The following is a 16,343-nucleotide window of genomic DNA, read 5'->3' as shown; positions in this document are numbered from 1 at the left end:
GCGATCTAGCTAATACCTAACTGAGCGACTGGCGCCCAAGCGTGTGCGTTATGCAGCTTCGCCTTGTTTCTTTTCTGCCAGCGCGGCCAAAGCGCGCGCAAAGCCGGAAACAGGTGCTTGCATGACGAACAACAACTTGGAGAGCAGTTCTTCGCGGCTCGGGATGTTGGCCAGCGCTTGCACGCCTGCCTTGTCCATCACCTTGCCTTCGTAGGAACCAGCCTTGATGATCAACTTGTCATTGCTCTTGCCGAAGTCATTGACGACCTTGGCAGCGGCAATGGCATCTTCCGAGATGCCGTAGATCAGAGGACCGGTCATCTGCTCAGCCAGCGAAGCGAACGGGGTACCTTCGACGGCGCGACGCGCCAACGTGTTCTTCAACACGCGCAGATACACCTGTTGCTCACGCGCTTTCGCGCGCAGCTTGGTCAGATCGCCAACCGTGATCCCACGATACTCAGCGAGCACCATCGTCTGAGCCTTCGCGACTTGCGCGGCGACTTCAGCGACGACTGCCTGCTTACTTTCTTTGTTCAGTGGCACGGTTAAACCTCCAGATTCGATGCACTCGGGTTACCAACCCTCATGCACCACGTTCGACAACGGCGTCCGACTGTTAGGAGTATCTCGATCGATTGGTGTTCGCATCACAGCGCACGACAACCGACTTCAACCACTGCAAAACCGTTTCGGGTTCGCCATCTGCGTTGGCTTGAATTAAGGCAGTGCCCAACCGCGACGCCACCACCAACGGTCTTTGACAACCGGTTGCTCGATTCCGACTGCAACCTCGCAACCGCCCAAAGCCCTTTACAGCGCGGTCTCAAGACCGCGCCCAAATTCGTTACTGCTGCGCGAGCGTGGCTTGATCCACGCGTACGCCGACACCCATCGTGCTCGACAGAGCGATCTTGCGCAGGTACACGCCCTTACTCGTGGCCGGCTTGGCCTTTTGCAGCGCGTCGACCAGTGCTGCCAGGTTTTGACGCAGCGAAGCAGGTTCGAACGATGCACGTCCGATCGTGCCATGAATGATACCGGCCTTGTCGACGCGGAACTGGACTTGACCAGCCTTCGCGTTACGCACAGCTTGCGCGACGTCCGGCGTGACCGTACCGACCTTCGGGTTCGGCATCAAGCCGCGGGGGCCGAGGATCTGGCCCAACGTACCGACGACGCGCATCGTGTCCGGCGAAGCGATCACGACGTCGAAATTCAGGTTACCGGCCTTGACTTGCTCGGCCAGGTCTTCCATACCCACGATGTCTGCGCCCGCTGCACGTGCTTGCTCGGCCTTTTCGCCTTGCGCGAACACAGCAACACGAACGGACTTGCCCGTGCCTGCCGGCAGAACGACCGAACCGCGAACCACTTGGTCCGACTTCTTCGCGTCGATGCCGAGTTGGACTGCGACGTCGATCGACTCGTCGAACTTGGCGCTTGCGCATTCCTTCACGAGAGCCAATGCGTCGTCGATCGGGTACAGCTTCTGGCGATCAACCTTGCTTGCGAATGCCTGAAGGCGCTTAGAAAGCTTAGCCATTTACACGCCCTCCACAGTGATGCCCATCGAACGGGCGCTGCCGGCGATCGTGCGCACGGCGGCGTCAAGATCAGCTGCCGTAAGATCCGGCATCTTGGTCTTCGCGATTTCTTCCGCTTGAGCGCGGGTGATGTTGCCGACCTTATCGGTGTGCGGCTTTGCCGAACCCTTGTCGACTTTGGCTGCCTTCTTGATCAGAACGGTAGCGGGCGGCGTCTTCATGATGAACGTGAAGCTCTTGTCCGCGAATGCCGTGATTACAACCGGCACCGGCAGACCCGGCTCCATGCCCTGAGTCTGCGCGTTAAACGCCTTGCAGAACTCCATGATGTTCAGGCCACGCTGGCCCAGTGCCGGACCGACCGGCGGCGACGGGTTGGCTTTACCTGCAGGAATCTGCAGTTTGATAAAGCCGATGATTTTCTTTGCCATTTTGAAAACCTCTGCTGAACGCCGAAACGTTCGATGAGTGATAGCGCGCGTTCAACAACCATGCCTACTGACGCTCCTCAACAGCCATTACGCGGGCTGTAAGCGCAAAATCGCGCGAGAACCCAAAGGCCTCACGCGATGAAACTTTTAAACCTTTTCGACCTGACCGAACTCGAGTTCGACCGGCGTCGAGCGCCCAAAAATCGTGACAGACACACGGACTCGGGACTTTTCGTAGTTCACTTCTTCGACGTTGCCGTTGAAGTCGGTGAAAGGACCTTCCTTCACGCGAACCATCTCGCCAACTTCGAACAACGTCTTGGGCCGCGGCTTTTCGACGCCTTCCTGCATCTGCGACATGATCTTTTCGACTTCACGCGGCGAGATGGGACTCGGACGATTGCGCGCTCCACCAACAAAGCCGGTGACCTTCGCAGTGTTCTTCACCAGGTGCCAGGTTTCGTCCGTCATCTCCATTTCCACCAGGACATAGCCAGGGAAGAAACGACGCTCAGTAACCGACTTGTGACCGCCCTTGACCTCAACCACCTCTTCGGTCGGGACGAGAATTTGACCGAACTGATCTTGCATGCCTGCTCGGTCGATACGCTCCTGAAGCGCACGTTGCACGCTCTTCTCCATTCCGGAGTAGGCGTGCACCACATACCAACGTTTTCCGCTCGGGGATGCCGGAGTATCGCTCATATCATTTCCAACCCAGAATCGCCGAGAAAATCACCCATTCGATCGACTTATCGCTAAGCCAAAGGAAGATGGCCATGATTAAAACAAACGCGAAAACCACGAGGGTCGTTTGCGTTGCTTCCTTGCGGGTGGGCCAGACAACCTTGCGGACTTCCTTATAGGAGTCTTTCGCGAAGGCGATGAAGCCCTTGCCCGGCGTCGAGAGGAGGCCGACTGCGACACCCGCGATGACACCAACAGCCAGCGCTGCGCCGCGGACGTACCACTCTTGGCCTGACAGCCAGAAGAAACCCACGAACCCGGCCAAGACCAACAATACGCCCGCCACCAACATCAACTTGTCGCCGGAAGTATTTACAGTTTCGACGGAAGGATTCGCCATAACACCTTAAGCAGCGCCACTTGGCGCAATAATTTGGCAGGGGCAGAGGGAATCGAACCCCCAACCTTCGGTTTTGGAGACCGACGCTCTGCCAGTTGAGCTATACCCCTAAACCATTTGGGGTCGACGGTTTCGCCGACCCCGAAAACTACAGACTACCGAGAGATTTCTGGCTCTTACTCGATAATCTTGGCAACCACACCTGCGCCGACGGTACGGCCGCCTTCGCGGATAGCGAAGCGCAGACCTTCTTCCATGGCGATCGGTGCAATCAGCTTCACCGTGATCGACACGTTGTCGCCCGGCATCACCATTTCCTTGTCCTTCGGCAGCTCGATCGAACCCGTCACGTCCGTCGTACGGAAGTAGAACTGCGGACGGTAGTTGTTGAAGAACGGCGTGTGGCGGCCGCCTTCGTCCTTGCTCAACACGTACACTTCAGCCGTGAAGTGCGTGTGCGGCGTGATCGAACCCGGCTTGGCCAGAACCTGGCCACGCTCCACGTCTTCACGCTTCGTGCCGCGCAACAGGATACCGACGTTGTCGCCCGCTTGACCTTGGTCCAGCAGCTTGCGGAACATTTCCACGCCCGTGCAAGTCGTCTTCACCGTCGGCTTGATACCGACGATTTCGATTTCCTCGCCAACCTTCACCACGCCGCGCTCCACGCGACCCGTCACCACCGTGCCGCGACCCGAGATCGAGAACACATCTTCCACCGGCATCAGGAAGGCGCCGTCCACTGCGCGCTCCGGCGTCGGGATGTACGTGTCCAGCGCGTCGGCCAGATTCATGATCGCCACTTCGCCCAGCTCGCCCGTGTCGCCTTCCAGCGCCAGCTTGGCCGAACCCTTGATGATCGGCGTGTCGTCGCCCGGGAAGTCGTACTTAGACAGAAGCTCGCGCACTTCCATTTCGACGAGTTCGAGCAGCTCGGCGTCGTCCACCATGTCGCACTTGTTCAGGAACACGATGATGTAAGGCACGCCGACCTGACGCGCCAACAGGATGTGCTCACGCGTTTGCGGCATCGGGCCATCAGCGGCCGAGCACACCAGGATTGCGCCGTCCATCTGCGCTGCGCCCGTGATCATGTTCTTCACATAGTCAGCGTGGCCCGGGCAATCGACGTGTGCGTAGTGGCGGTTAGCCGTTTCGTACTCGACGTGCGCGGTGTTGATGGTGATACCACGCGCCTTTTCTTCCGGCGCTGCATCGATCTGGTCGTATGCCTTCGCTTCGCCGCCGAACTTCTTGGTCAGCACCGTCGTGATCGCTGCCGTCAGCGTGGTCTTGCCGTGGTCAACGTGACCGATCGTGCCCACGTTCACGTGCGGCTTGGTCCGCTCGAATTTACCTTTGGCCATTTTCGACTCCTAACAGGATTTTCGCACCTTGCGCCACGCGCAACTTACTAGACTAATACTTCTGGTGCCCATGGGCAGGATCGAACTGCCGACCTCTCCCTTACCAAGGGAGTGCTCTACCACTGAGCCACATGGGCACTACAAACCGACACTGGAGCGGGTGAAGGGAATCGAACCCTCGTCGTAAGCTTGGAAGGCTTCTGCTCTACCATTGAGCTACACCCGCTTGGGCTGGATTCCCTACCGCTTGAATTCTGGTGGAGGAGGTTGGATTCGAACCAACGTAGGCGTAAGCCAACAGATTTACAGTCTGCCCCCTTTAGCCACTCGGGCACCCCTCCGCAGAGAACTATCGATTATGGGGAAGAAACACGGTGTTGTCAAGCCTTCCGCGCGACCCGCATTAACTGAGGCTCTCACTTATAGTTGAAAGCAAAACGCAAAAACCCCACCTGTTTGGGGGTGGGGTTTTTGTTGCTGCATGAGGAGCCTGACGATTACCTACTTTCACACGGGAGATCCGCACTATCATCGGCGTGGAGTCGTTTCACGGTCCTGTTCGGGATGGGAAGGGGTGGTACCAACTCGCTGTGGTCATCAGGCATGACTTGTTGTCGTGCGCCGGGTGGGCACACAACCAATCCGGGAAGAAGCAGTAAATGTTGGGTGGCGATTGTCGCACACGCATAACTCGCCAGTGGTTCAAACACACTGGTTATAGGATCAAGCCTTACGGGCAATTAGTATCAGTTAGCTCAATGCATTACTGCACTTACACACCTGACCTATCAACGTCCTGGTCTGGAACGACCCTTCAAGGGGCTCGAAGCCCCGGGGATATCTCATCTTAAGGCGAGTTTCCCGCTTAGATGCTTTCAGCGGTTATCTCTTCCGAACATAGCTACCCGGCGATGCCACTGGCGTGACAACCGGTACACCAGAGGTTCGTCCACTCCGGTCCTCTCGTACTAGGAGCAGCCCCCTTCAAATATCCAACGCCCACGGCAGATAGGGACCAAACTGTCTCACGACGTTTTAAACCCAGCTCACGTACCTCTTTAAATGGCGAACAGCCATACCCTTGGGACCGGCTACAGCCCCAGGATGAGATGAGCCGACATCGAGGTGCCAAACACCGCCGTCGATATGAACTCTTGGGCGGTATCAGCCTGTTATCCCCAGAGTACCTTTTATCCGTTGAGCGATGGCCCTTCCATACAGAACCACCGGATCACTATGACCTGCTTTCGCACCTGCTCGACTTGTCGGTCTCGCAGTTAAGCACGCTTATGCCATTGCACTATCAGCACGATTTCCGACCGTACCTAGCGTACCTTCGTACTCCTCCGTTACACTTTGGGAGGAGACCGCCCCAGTCAAACTGCCTACCATGCACTGTCCCCGATCCAGATCATGGACCAAGGTTAGAACCTCAAACAAACCAGGGTGGTATTTCAAGGACGGCTCCACCGAAACTAGCGTTCCGGTTTCATAGCCTCCCACCTATCCTACACAGATCGGTTCAAAGTCCAATGCAAAGCTACAGTAAAGGTTCATGGGGTCTTTCCGTCTAGCCGCGGGGAGATTGCATCATCACAAACACTTCAACTTCGCTGAGTCTCGGGAGGAGACAGTGTGGCCATCGTTACGCCATTCGTGCAGGTCGGAACTTACCCGACAAGGAATTTCGCTACCTTAGGACCGTTATAGTTACGGCCGCCGTTTACCGGGACTTCAATCAAGAGCTTGCACCCCATCATTTAATCTTCCGGCACCGGGCAGGCGTCACACCCTATACGTCCACTTTCGTGTTTGCAGAGTGCTGTGTTTTTATTAAACAGTCGCAGCCACCAGTTTATTGCAACCTCTTCACCCTCCTGGCGCAGGCCAGTCAAGCTACAGAGGCGTACCTTATCCCGAAGTTACGGTACCAATTTGCCGAGTTCCTTCTCCCGAGTTCTCTCAAGCGCCTTAGAATACTCATCTCGCCCACCTGTGTCGGTTTGCGGTACGGTCACTATTAGACTGAAGCTTAGAGGCTTTTCTTGGAACCACTTCCAATTGCTTCGCTTCCGAGGAAGCTCGCGCCACACCCTTGAATTATGTGCCCGGATTTGCCTGAGCACCTTCTCCAATGCAGCGACCGGGACGTCCAACACCCGGACAACCTTCCGCGATCCGTCCCCCCATCGCATCTAACAATGGTGCAGGAATATTGACCTGCTTCCCATCAGCTACGCATTTCTGCCTCGCCTTAGGGGCCGACTCACCCTACGCCGATGAACGTTGCGTAGGAAACCTTGGGCTTACGGCGAGGGGGCTTTTCACCCCCTTTATCGCTACTCATGTCAGCATTCGCACTTCCGATACCTCCAGCACGCTTTTCAACGCACCTTCGCAGGCTTACGGAACGCTCTCCTACCATGCATATAAATATGCATCCGCAGCTTCGGTGACTGGCTTGAGCCCCGTTACATCTTCCGCGCAGGACGACTCGATCAGTGAGCTATTACGCTTTCTTTAAAGGGTGGCTGCTTCTAAGCCAACCTCCTGACTGTTTTTGCCTTCCCACTTCGTTTCCCACTTAGCCAATCTTTGGGACCTTAGCTGGCGGTCTGGGTTGTTTCCCTCTTGACACCGGACGTTAGCACCCGATGTCTGTCTCCCGTGATTGCACTCTTCGGTATTCGGAGTTTGCTATGGCGTAGTAATCCGCAATGGACCCCACAACCATGACAGTGCTCTACCCCCGAAGGTGATACACGAGGCACTACCTAAATAGTTTTCGGAGAGAACCAGCTATTTCCAAGTTTGTTTAGCCTTTCACCCCTATCCACAGCTCATCCCCTAACTTTTCAACGTTAGTGGGTTCGGTCCTCCAGTACGTGTTACCGCACCTTCAACCTGGCCATGGATAGATCACTTGGTTTCGGGTCTACGCCCAGCAACTGATCGCCCTATTCGGACTCGCTTTCGCTACGCCTGCCTTAATCAGTTAAGCTCGCTACTGAACGTAAGTCGCTGACCCATTATACAAAAGGTACGCCGTCACCCCTTGCGAGGCTCCGACTGTTTGTATGCATGCGGTTTCAGGATCTATTTCACTCCCCTCCCGGGGTTCTTTTCGCCTTTCCCTCACGGTACTGGTTCACTATCGGTCGATCACGAGTATTTAGCCTTGGAGGATGGTCCCCCCATCTTCAGACAGGATTTCACGTGTCCCGCCCTACTTGTCGTACCCCTAGTTCTTCCACGCTGTTTTCGCTTACAGGGCTATCACCTGCTATGGCCGCACTTTCCAGAGCGTTCAGCTAACAACACAGATAAAGAGTACAGGCTGATCCCATTTCGCTCGCCACTACTCTGGGAATCTCGGTTGATTTCTTTTCCTGCGATTACTTAGATGTTTCAGTTCACCGCGTTCGCTTCACTAAGCCTATGGATTCAGCTTAGGATGACCCATTCGGGCCGGGTTTCCCCATTCGGATATCGGTGGATCAAAGCTCGTTTGCCAGCTCCCCACCGCTTTTCGCAGGCTACCGCGTCCTTCATCGCCTGTGATCGCCAAGGCATCCACCACATGCACTTGTTCGCTTGACCCTATAACGAGTGTGTCTGCCAGCATTGCTGCCTTTAAGCCCACCGTCATAGGTTGAGTATTCGCGTTGTGCCGTATTCCAAAGCAATCTTTCGATCACCTTTTCATACTTGATACAATCACAACCCTGATTACCCTACTCACACCCATCTCTAAGTGCTTTCGAATAATCTCTTTACTACTTCTTCCAGATTGTTAAAGAACGACAGCCGATAGCATGATCAAATTCGATCACCTACCCGCGCTGACTGGCTCAATCGCCAATGCGCAACGTTGAACCCCGCGTTCAGCGCTGTGCATTGAGGATTGGTGGAGGATGACGGGATCGAACCGACGACCCCCTGCTTGCAAAGCAGGTGCTCTCCCAGCTGAGCTAATCCCCCCGTGTGTGCCTGACTCAGTCTGCTCGCTTGGTCGTTTCAAGCACCGCTTGCCCGGGTGGTGGGTCTGGTTGGATTCGAACCAACGACCCCCGCCTTATCAAGACGGTGCTCTAACCGACTGAGCTACAGACCCTTAGCCTGTCTTTCTGACAGCCGATAAGCGTGAACACTTGAGTGGGCGAGCGTTTAAGCTCGAGAAAGGAGGTGATCCAGCCGCACCTTCCGATACGGCTACCTTGTTACGACTTCACCCCAGTCATGAATCCTACCGTGGTGACCGTCCTCCTTGCGGTTAGACTAGCCACTTCTGGTAAAACCCACTCCCATGGTGTGACGGGCGGTGTGTACAAGACCCGGGAACGTATTCACCGCGGCATGCTGATCCGCGATTACTAGCGATTCCAGCTTCACGCAGTCGAGTTGCAGACTGCGATCCGGACTACGATCGGTTTTCTGGGATTGGCTCCACCTCGCGGCTTGGCAACCCTCTGTTCCGACCATTGTATGACGTGTGAAGCCCTACCCATAAGGGCCATGAGGACTTGACGTCATCCCCACCTTCCTCCGGTTTGTCACCGGCAGTCTCCCTAGAGTGCTCTTGCGTAGCAACTAAGGACAAGGGTTGCGCTCGTTGCGGGACTTAACCCAACATCTCACGACACGAGCTGACGACAGCCATGCAGCACCTGTGCGACGATTCTCTTTCGAGCACCCCAGGCTCTCACCCGGGTTTCGTCCATGTCAAGGGTAGGTAAGGTTTTTCGCGTTGCATCGAATTAATCCACATCATCCACCGCTTGTGCGGGTCCCCGTCAATTCCTTTGAGTTTTAATCTTGCGACCGTACTCCCCAGGCGGTCAACTTCACGCGTTAGCTACGTTACTAAGGAAATGAATCCCCAACAACTAGTTGACATCGTTTAGGGCGTGGACTACCAGGGTATCTAATCCTGTTTGCTCCCCACGCTTTCGTGCATGAGCGTCAGTATTGGCCCAGGGGGCTGCCTTCGCCATCGGTATTCCTCCACATCTCTACGCATTTCACTGCTACACGTGGAATTCTACCCCCCTCTGCCATACTCTAGCCTGCCAGTCACCAATGCAGTTCCCAGGTTAAGCCCGGGGATTTCACATCGGTCTTAACAGACCGCCTGCGCACGCTTTACGCCCAGTAATTCCGATTAACGCTCGCACCCTACGTATTACCGCGGCTGCTGGCACGTAGTTAGCCGGTGCTTATTCTTCCGGTACCGTCATCCCCACCCGGTATTAACAGGCAGGTTTTCTTTCCGGACAAAAGTGCTTTACAACCCGAAGGCCTTCTTCACACACGCGGCATTGCTGGATCAGGGTTGCCCCCATTGTCCAAAATTCCCCACTGCTGCCTCCCGTAGGAGTCTGGGCCGTGTCTCAGTCCCAGTGTGGCTGGTCGTCCTCTCAGACCAGCTACAGATCGTCGCCTTGGTAGGCCTTTACCCCACCAACTAGCTAATCTGCCATCGGCCGCCCCTATAGCGCGAGGTCCCGAAGGATCCCCCGCTTTCTTCCGTAGATCGTATGCGGTATTAATCCGGCTTTCGCCGGGCTATCCCCCACTACAGGACACGTTCCGATGTATTACTCACCCGTTCGCCACTCGCCACCAGGGTTGCCCCCGTGCTGCCGTTCGACTTGCATGTGTAAGGCATGCCGCCAGCGTTCAATCTGAGCCAGGATCAAACTCTTCAGTTCAATGCCTGTTACTGTTTTCGGTTGTTTTACCAACCGGTCGCTCACTCAACGTACTGACGATGATCAATCCGTCTTTCGACAGATAAACCTTCCTCTAATACTGTGTGAGACTTGATAACTTTCGCTAAACGTCCCAACCCCAAAAGGTCAGAACCGCTCGCGCCATCAAGTGCCCACACTTATCGGCTGTTAGTTTTTAAAGAGCACATTCGCCAAGACTTCCCGCCAAGCGCACCAAGCATTTTGCTCAGCACCGCTTCGTCTTGCGTCGCTGCATCTGCAGCAGAGAAACGAGATTATGAGGAATCTTTTTCTCGTTGTCAACAGCTTATTTCCGCTTTCGCATCAAAATCTGCCGACTTCGAGGCCGCCTGTTTCGCTGGCGGCTCCCGTCTTGCGACGAGGAGCGGAATATTAGGCGATGCGAACGCCAATGGCAAGACAGCGAGCCAACTTTTTTTGAAGCACCTCAATGCGCCGCTTTTGCCTGCCCAAACACCATGTCGAAGGGAACGGCTGCGGCCATCGCTGCGTAGCCGGCATCGCTTGGATGGATGTGGTCGCCGCTATCGAAACGCCGTTGCAGGACGTTCGGGCGCGCCGGATCGCGAAGCGCCTGATCGAAATCGATCACGCCATCGAACGCATGGCTCGAACGGATAGACGCGTTCACCGCCATCCGGATGGCCTCGCGTTCCGGCGGCAGCGCTGCGGGCGTGAGCGTCGCGCCGTAGATCTTGATGCCGCGCTGATGCGCCTGCGCGATCAGCCGCTGGTATCCGCGCACCAGCGCGTCGGCGTTGACTTCCGTGTGCGGCGCGTCGCAGTCGAGTCCAGCGTGCGCGGGCATCGCCGCAAAGTTGATGTCGTTGATGCCGATCAACACGATGATCGCCCGCACGCCCGGCTGACGCAGTGCGTCGCGCTCGAAACGGCTGACGAGCGCCTCTCCATAGCACGGCGAATTGCTGAGGAGCCGATTGCCGCTGATGCCCGCGTTCACTATCGCCGCCTGACCGCCACTTTTCTGCGCGACCTGTCTGGCGAGCACATCCGGCCAGCTTCGGTTGGCGTTCAGCGTCGAGCGCATGCCGTCGGTGATTGAATCGCCGATTGCCACCACCGTCTGCGCGGACGGATGTTCGACCGACACATTCGTCAGCCACGCGTATTGGGTAAAGCGCGTGCGAAACGCATCGGCGGAAGCGTCGTTTGCGTGATTGCCGGGCGACGAAACGTAATTCACCTGACTCGAGACCCGATGCCACGCCACGAGTTTCTGATCCTTACCCATGAATGTGCTCACAGCGACTGGCTGGAACGCGGTGACATCGAACGCTATGGGATCGCTGGTCGCCTGGCCGCCTGGCGGAACGGTTACCGCGTTGTGTCCACCGAACGCCACTGGCTTTGCGCTACCCGCGCGGATGGCCGGACTGCTGCCGCTGACGGCACTTGAGACGCTCATCGATTCGATGACAAGCGGCTCCGTTCCATACAGATTGCTGACGCGCAGCCGGAGTCGTTTCCCGTCGAGTTGCGGATAGATCAACTGCCGAACCGTCCGCCCGCCCACTTCAGGTGCCCGGTACAGCGGCGGCAGATTGGCTAATTGGGGAATGGACTGCAAAACCGTGCCCCAGGCGCTGACCCAATGTTCGTTGGCCGCGGCGTCGGCGGATTCGGCGGCGAGCGTCTGCGGCGCGAAGGCGAATTGCGCGGCAAGCGCGGCCGCGCACAGCGAGGCAATAATTCTGAATTTCATTCGGCGATGGCGTTCCGACGAGCGCTCGATTGTGACAAAACGTGGATTGTGCCTGATCGACCGCGCCCGATTCGCCTTCAAAACTCGAAAGGTGCGACCGGCGCGAGTGAAATGGCATCAAAATGCTGCCAGTTCACTTTGCGGCCGGCAGCCGCTGGCCCGCACATCAAAAGACAACAATGCAATCTAAAAGCACGCCTCACGCCGACACTCCGCCAATCCTGCACTGGGAAGAGGACGGCGAAGAACGCTCCGCCCGCTGGCGCTCGGAAAGCAGCAACCCGGCGCCAAAGCGCATTGTCATTGGCGACGACCAGATGACGGCCGACAACGCGTATCGCCTTGCCTGCGAAGGAACCGGCATTCTTTGGCGCGGAGATTATCAAAACGCGCGGCAGTTGCTTCAGGCGATGGCGCGCCGTATCGACAACAAGCCGCGCAAGCCGAAAAAGGCGGCGGCGGAAAGGGAAAAAGCGGCGGCTGCTTCGCCGGTCGATACCTTCAATCTGCATCGTCTGGCGCAGTCGCAACGTGCGCGAACGCTGGCGATGCTGCTTCTGCCGCTAGACGAGCAGTATGCGATTCCGCTGCGCCGCGCGCCGAATGTACAGGAAGCGTGCGAAGAAGCGTACGGCGCGGCTCGTGACGCGTCGGTGGTTTCGTTGCGAGAAGTGCTCGGGCTGGTCGGCGCGCACGAGTGGCGCAAGAAAGGCGTGGATGTCGCGGCGGTGGGCGGGAAGATTCATCCCTATTACGGCGTTTTCTCGCCTGTGCGGGGCGAATACATCAACCTCGTTGCCAATCAGCCGCTTCCGTCGACTTCGCTGGCCTTCGATATCGGTACCGGTACGGGCGTTTTGGCGGCGGTGCTTGCACGGCGCGGCGTCGAACGAATCGTCGCGACGGACCTCGATCCGCGTGCGTTGGCTTGTGCACGCGAAAACATCGGGCAGCTCGGGCTGAATCGCCAAGTGAATGTGGTCGAAGCGAATCTCTTTCCTGAAGGACGCGCGCCGCTCGTCGTGTGCAATCCGCCGTGGCTGCCCGCGCGGCCGAGTTCGGCGATCGAGCACGCGATCTACGATCCCGAAAGCCGGATGCTGCGCGGTTTTCTCGATGGCCTCGCCGCGCATCTCACGCCCGGCGGCGAAGGCTGGCTGATTCTGTCCGATTTCGCCGAGCATCTCGGGCTGCGCACGCGCGCGCAGTTGCAGGAGTGGATCGACGCGGCGAAATTGAAAGTGGATGGCCGCATCGATATTCGGCCGCAGCATCCGCGTGCATTCGATAAAACCGATCCGCTGTATGCGGCGCGCTCGAAGGAAGTGACTTCGTTGTGGCGCTTGGTGGCGGCCTGAGCGCGCTTCAGCCGCGCGACGCCAGCCACGCGAGCGCGCCTTCCCCAGCCACGAGCCCGCTCGCAAAACACGCCGTCAATAAATAACCGCCTGTCGGCGCTTCCCAGTCGAGCATTTCGCCCGCGCAGAACACGCCGGGCAACGCGGTAAGCATCGAGCGCTCGTCGAGCGCTTCGAACGCCACGCCGCCCGCGCTGCTGATCGCCTCGGCGATCGGACGCGGGCGTAAGACGCGCAACGGCAGCGCCTTGATGCGTGCGGCGAGCGTTTCGGGATCGCCGAATTCCGCCTTTGTCAGACATTCCCGCAGCAAGCCCGCTTTCACGCCGGTCAGATGCAGGCGGCTTTGCAAATGACTCGACAGCGAGCGCGCGCCACGTGGATGCAGCACCTCCGCACGCACCCGCTCGGCGGAAAGCTGCGGAACTAGATCGAGCAGAATGGTCGATGCTCCGCCGTCGTTTTCGGCGAGCCGATTGCGGATTGACGCCGACAGCGCGTAAATCAGACTTCCTTCGATACCATTGTCCGTAATCAGCGCTTCGCCGGTGCGCCAGTCGAGCCGGCCGTCCGCGCGCGCCACACCGATCGCCACCGCCTTGAGCGGCTCGCCCGCGAAGCGGCTTTGGAAATGCGGCGACCAGTCGGTATCGAAACCGCAATTGGACGGCACGAAAGGCCGCACCGGCACACCGCGCGCGGCGAGATGCGCAATTGCGCCGCCATCCGAGCCGAGTTGCGGCCAGCTCGCGCCTCCCGCTGCGAGGATCAGCGCGTCGTGACGAATGCACTTTTCCCCGTCGGGCGTCGCGAAGCGCGAGATCGAGGCGCCGTCGTCAGTGAAACCGAGCCATCGATTCCGCATATGCAGCGTCACGCCGGACGCGCGCAGCCGATGCAGCCAGGCCCGCAGCATCGGCGCGGCCTTCATGTCGCGCGGAAAGACGCGGCCGGAACTGCCAACGAACGTTTCCACGCCAAGGCCGTGCACCCATTGGCGAAGCGCGTCGGCATCGAAGCGAGCAAGGAGCGGCGCGATTTCGGCGCTGCGCGCGCCGTAGCGGCCTAGAAACGCGTCGGCAGCTTCGGAGTGCGTCAGATTCATGCCGCCCTTGCCCGCCATCAGGAATTTGCGGCCGACCGATGGCATCGCGTCGAAGACATCCACGCGCGCGCCGCCCGCCGCGAGCGCCTCGGCGGCCATGAGCCCGGCCGGTCCGCCACCGACGACCGCGACGTTCACCGTTTCGATGTTTTCTGCAGGCGCCATGCTGAATGGAAAAAGAAAAAGAGCCGCGATTGTCGCATCCGCGCCGATGAAACTTGCAGCCTGAAAAGCCCGCCGGCGCGCGTAAGTCATTAAATAACAAAAAAGAATTTGGTCGCGGCAAGCCCTGCCAGTAGCATCGCGCGATTCGCTGCATCAACACTTTTTCACTTTCCGCCCGCTTATGTCCGTCTCACTCGCGTCCGAACGCGCTTCCGCTCCGGCCGCCGCCGATGCGCGCCCCGTCATCCGCAGCGCCGCCGATGTCTCCAGTCTCGTCAATCGTGGCGCCGCCATCGGCAGCGACGCGCGCGTGGTCGTCGCCATCGCGCTCGGCGGCATTTTCCTCGATGCCTACGATCTCGGCGCGCTCGCGTTCGGCATCAAGGACATCGCCCGTGAGTTCTCGCTGAGCCCGACGGGAACCGGTTTCGTCGCATCGGCGATCACGTTCGGCGCGATCATCGGCGCATTTCTCGGCGGCTATCTCACCGACAAGATCGGCCGATACCGCGTCTTCATGGCGGACATGTTCTTCTTCGTGATCGCGGCCATTGCCTGCGCGTTCGCGCCCAACGCGTGGGTGCTCGGCGGCGCGCGCTTCGTGATGGGGCTGGGCGTTGGCATCGATCTTCCGGTGGCAATGGCCTTTCTCGCCGAATTTTCGCGTCTGCAAGGCCGTGGCAACAAGGCCGCGCGCGTCGCCATGTGGTGTCCAACGTGGTACGCCGCGATCAGCGTGTCCTATCTGCTGGTGCTCGGTTTGTACGCGGTACTGCCGGCGCATCACGCAGGCTTGCTGTGGCGGCTGATTCTCGGCTTCGGCGCTGTGCCGGCCATTCTCATCATCGCGATTCGCAGCCGTTACATGAGCGAGTCGCCCGTGTGGGCCGCGAATCAGGGCGATCTCAAGGGCGCCGCCGAGATTCTCAAACGTTCGTATGGCGTCGAGGTTCGCGTCGAAGCGGCTGCATCGACCGTTCCGAAGGCGCGCAAGGCGACGTGGAGCAACTACGGCGCGCTTCTGCGCGGCGTGTATTTACGCAGGACCGTGCTCGCGACCGTCATTGCGATTGCATCGTCCTTCGCCTACAACGCGGTCGCGTTCGGCTTGCCGGTGATCATTTCGAGCTTCCTCGCGCAGTCGATGCTCACCACGATTCTCGCCTCGCTCGCGCTCAATCTGCTGTTCGCGTTCACGGGCGGCCTGTTCTCCGTGCGCACCGTGCCGAAGTACGGCGCGTGGAATCTGACCGTGATCGGCTACGCGTTTCAGTTGGTGGCGCTCGTCGGGCTCGCTGTCGTCGGCAAGCCGGCAACCGGTGCGCAGGTGGCGATCGCGATCGCGCTGCTCGCCGCGTTCCTGCTCGGCCAGGGCGTCGGACCGGGCTCGCACAGCATGACGTTTGCGTCGCTGAGTTATCCGACGTCATTGCGCGGCGTGGGCGTCGGCTTCAATCAGACGTTGATGCGCGCTAGTTCCACCGTGTCCCTGTTCCTGTTTCCGGTGCTGTCGGCGGCGCTGGGCACGAAGGTGTTCTGGATCATCGCGGTAGCGCCGCTTCTCGGCTTGATCGCGCTGTTCGCGGTGCACTGGGAACCGTCCGGCTATGACGTCGATGCCGAGGATTTCGCCGCCAGCGGCACGCGATAAGGCGTCTTTCGGCTAGAACGGCGTGGCCTCGCGGTCGCGCCGTTCGCGCTTCTGAAATGGTTTGCCGAAGCGCGCCAGCCCACAGCCGGTCGCAAATCGATTCGCGTAGACTGATTGCTGCTCGTCCGAGCGGCAAAACACGAGTCCTTCTGGCAA

At 58.5% G+C, this 16,343-nt stretch carries 10 protein-coding genes, 6 tRNA genes and 3 rRNA genes; 2 read left to right on the top strand and 17 right to left on the bottom strand.

The features are described from left to right. Positions 1-48: 48 nt before the first annotated feature. The 16 genes from rplJ to ACYQ47_RS22940 form a co-directional block, all read right to left on the bottom strand. On the bottom strand, positions 49-546 hold the full coding sequence (gene rplJ, locus ACYQ47_RS23015; protein WP_250465884.1) for a 50S ribosomal protein L10: 498 nt from the start codon (positions 544-546) through the stop codon (positions 49-51). Positions 547-847: 301 nt separating this feature from the next. Further along, positions 848-1,546 carry a 50S ribosomal protein L1 gene (gene rplA / locus ACYQ47_RS23010; protein WP_244826442.1) on the bottom strand — a complete coding sequence of 233 codons (699 nt, stop codon included), beginning with the start codon at positions 1,544-1,546 and terminating at the stop codon, positions 848-850. Beyond that, positions 1,547-1,978 (bottom strand): 50S ribosomal protein L11, encoded by a 432-nt coding sequence (gene rplK, locus ACYQ47_RS23005; protein WP_244826443.1) that lies wholly within the window; start codon positions 1,976-1,978, stop codon positions 1,547-1,549. It lies immediately after the preceding gene. A gap of 147 nt (positions 1,979-2,125) precedes the next feature. Further along, complete coding sequence (gene nusG, locus ACYQ47_RS23000; protein ID WP_244826444.1) at positions 2,126-2,683, bottom strand: transcription termination/antitermination protein NusG; 558 nt, start codon at positions 2,681-2,683, stop codon at positions 2,126-2,128. A gap of 1 nt (position 2,684) precedes the next feature. Next, on the bottom strand, positions 2,685-3,065 hold the full coding sequence (gene secE, locus ACYQ47_RS22995) for a preprotein translocase subunit SecE (RefSeq protein ID WP_244826445.1): 381 nt from the start codon (positions 3,063-3,065) through the stop codon (positions 2,685-2,687). A gap of 34 nt (positions 3,066-3,099) precedes the next feature. Next, positions 3,100-3,175: transfer RNA gene (locus ACYQ47_RS22990), tRNA-Trp, on the bottom strand. 66 nt (positions 3,176-3,241) lie between these two features. Then, on the bottom strand, positions 3,242-4,432 hold the full coding sequence (tuf, locus tag ACYQ47_RS22985; RefSeq protein ID WP_090541958.1) for an elongation factor Tu: 1,191 nt from the start codon (positions 4,430-4,432) through the stop codon (positions 3,242-3,244). 62 nt (positions 4,433-4,494) lie between these two features. Then, a tRNA-Thr gene (locus tag ACYQ47_RS22980) sits at positions 4,495-4,569 on the bottom strand. 15 nt (positions 4,570-4,584) lie between these two features. Beyond that, positions 4,585-4,658, bottom strand: a tRNA-Gly gene (locus ACYQ47_RS22975). A 29-nt stretch (positions 4,659-4,687) separates the two neighbouring features. Continuing rightward, a tRNA-Tyr gene (locus ACYQ47_RS22970) sits at positions 4,688-4,773 on the bottom strand. Between the two features lie 147 nt (positions 4,774-4,920). After that, a 5S ribosomal RNA gene (gene rrf, locus ACYQ47_RS22965) occupies positions 4,921-5,034 on the bottom strand. A gap of 117 nt (positions 5,035-5,151) precedes the next feature. Beyond that, a 23S ribosomal RNA gene (locus ACYQ47_RS22960) occupies positions 5,152-8,032 on the bottom strand. Between the two features lie 305 nt (positions 8,033-8,337). Continuing rightward, positions 8,338-8,413: transfer RNA gene (locus ACYQ47_RS22955), tRNA-Ala, on the bottom strand. A gap of 56 nt (positions 8,414-8,469) precedes the next feature. Further along, positions 8,470-8,546, bottom strand: a tRNA-Ile gene (locus tag ACYQ47_RS22950). Positions 8,547-8,610: 64 nt separating this feature from the next. Continuing rightward, positions 8,611-10,143 (bottom strand): 16S ribosomal RNA (locus ACYQ47_RS22945). Together the 16S, 23S and 5S rRNA genes with 5 tRNA genes alongside form the textbook arrangement of a ribosomal RNA operon. Before the next feature lie 469 nt (positions 10,144-10,612). Beyond that, a complete protein-coding gene (locus tag ACYQ47_RS22940; protein WP_459907083.1) occupies positions 10,613-11,908 on the bottom strand; it encodes an SGNH/GDSL hydrolase family protein in 1,296 nt (431 codons plus the stop codon). Positions 11,909-12,087: 179 nt separating this feature from the next. On the opposite strand from ACYQ47_RS22940, the gene ACYQ47_RS22935 reads away from it, so the two are divergent. Then, the gene (locus ACYQ47_RS22935) at positions 12,088-13,266 is read left to right on the top strand and encodes a methyltransferase (RefSeq protein ID WP_250465890.1); all 1,179 of its coding nucleotides are present in this window, start codon (positions 12,088-12,090) and stop codon (positions 13,264-13,266) included. A gap of 7 nt (positions 13,267-13,273) precedes the next feature. Here the strand turns inward: ACYQ47_RS22935 and ACYQ47_RS22930 are convergent, their stop codons facing one another. Continuing rightward, the gene (locus ACYQ47_RS22930; protein WP_459907080.1) at positions 13,274-14,536 is read right to left on the bottom strand and encodes a TIGR03862 family flavoprotein; all 1,263 of its coding nucleotides are present in this window, start codon (positions 14,534-14,536) and stop codon (positions 13,274-13,276) included. Between the two features lie 181 nt (positions 14,537-14,717). Between ACYQ47_RS22930 and ACYQ47_RS22925 the strand changes: the two genes are divergently transcribed. After that, positions 14,718-16,187, top strand: a complete 1,470-nt coding sequence (locus ACYQ47_RS22925; protein ID WP_244826449.1) for an MFS transporter — start codon at positions 14,718-14,720, stop codon at positions 16,185-16,187. The last annotated feature ends 156 nt before the right edge of the window (positions 16,188-16,343 follow it).

The organism is Caballeronia sp. HLA56 (assembly GCF_054655155.1).
The sequence above is the reverse complement of the archived record's forward strand: the minus strand, read 5'-3'. Positions and strand labels throughout refer to the sequence as shown.

What these genes read in the sequence shown, in the direction of transcription:
- rplK (WP_244826443.1), bottom strand. Translation starts at nt 1,978, where the DNA reads ATGGCAAAGAAAATCATCGGCTTTATCAAACTGCAGATTCCTGCAGGT.
- ACYQ47_RS22935 (WP_250465890.1), top strand. Translation starts at nt 12,088, where the DNA reads ATGCAATCTAAAAGCACGCCTCACGCCGACACTCCGCCAATCCTGCAC.
- nusG (WP_244826444.1), bottom strand. Translation starts at nt 2,683, where the DNA reads ATGAGCGATACTCCGGCATCCCCGAGCGGAAAACGTTGGTATGTGGTG.
- secE (WP_244826445.1), bottom strand. Translation starts at nt 3,065, where the DNA reads ATGGCGAATCCTTCCGTCGAAACTGTAAATACTTCCGGCGACAAGTTG.
- ACYQ47_RS22930 (WP_459907080.1), bottom strand. Translation starts at nt 14,536, where the DNA reads ATGGCGCCTGCAGAAAACATCGAAACGGTGAACGTCGCGGTCGTCGGT.
- ACYQ47_RS22940 (WP_459907083.1), bottom strand. Translation starts at nt 11,908, where the DNA reads ATGAAATTCAGAATTATTGCCTCGCTGTGCGCGGCCGCGCTTGCCGCG.
- rplA (WP_244826442.1), bottom strand. Translation starts at nt 1,546, where the DNA reads ATGGCTAAGCTTTCTAAGCGCCTTCAGGCATTCGCAAGCAAGGTTGAT.
- ACYQ47_RS22925 (WP_244826449.1), top strand. Translation starts at nt 14,718, where the DNA reads ATGTCCGTCTCACTCGCGTCCGAACGCGCTTCCGCTCCGGCCGCCGCC.
- tuf (WP_090541958.1), bottom strand. Translation starts at nt 4,432, where the DNA reads ATGGCCAAAGGTAAATTCGAGCGGACCAAGCCGCACGTGAACGTGGGC.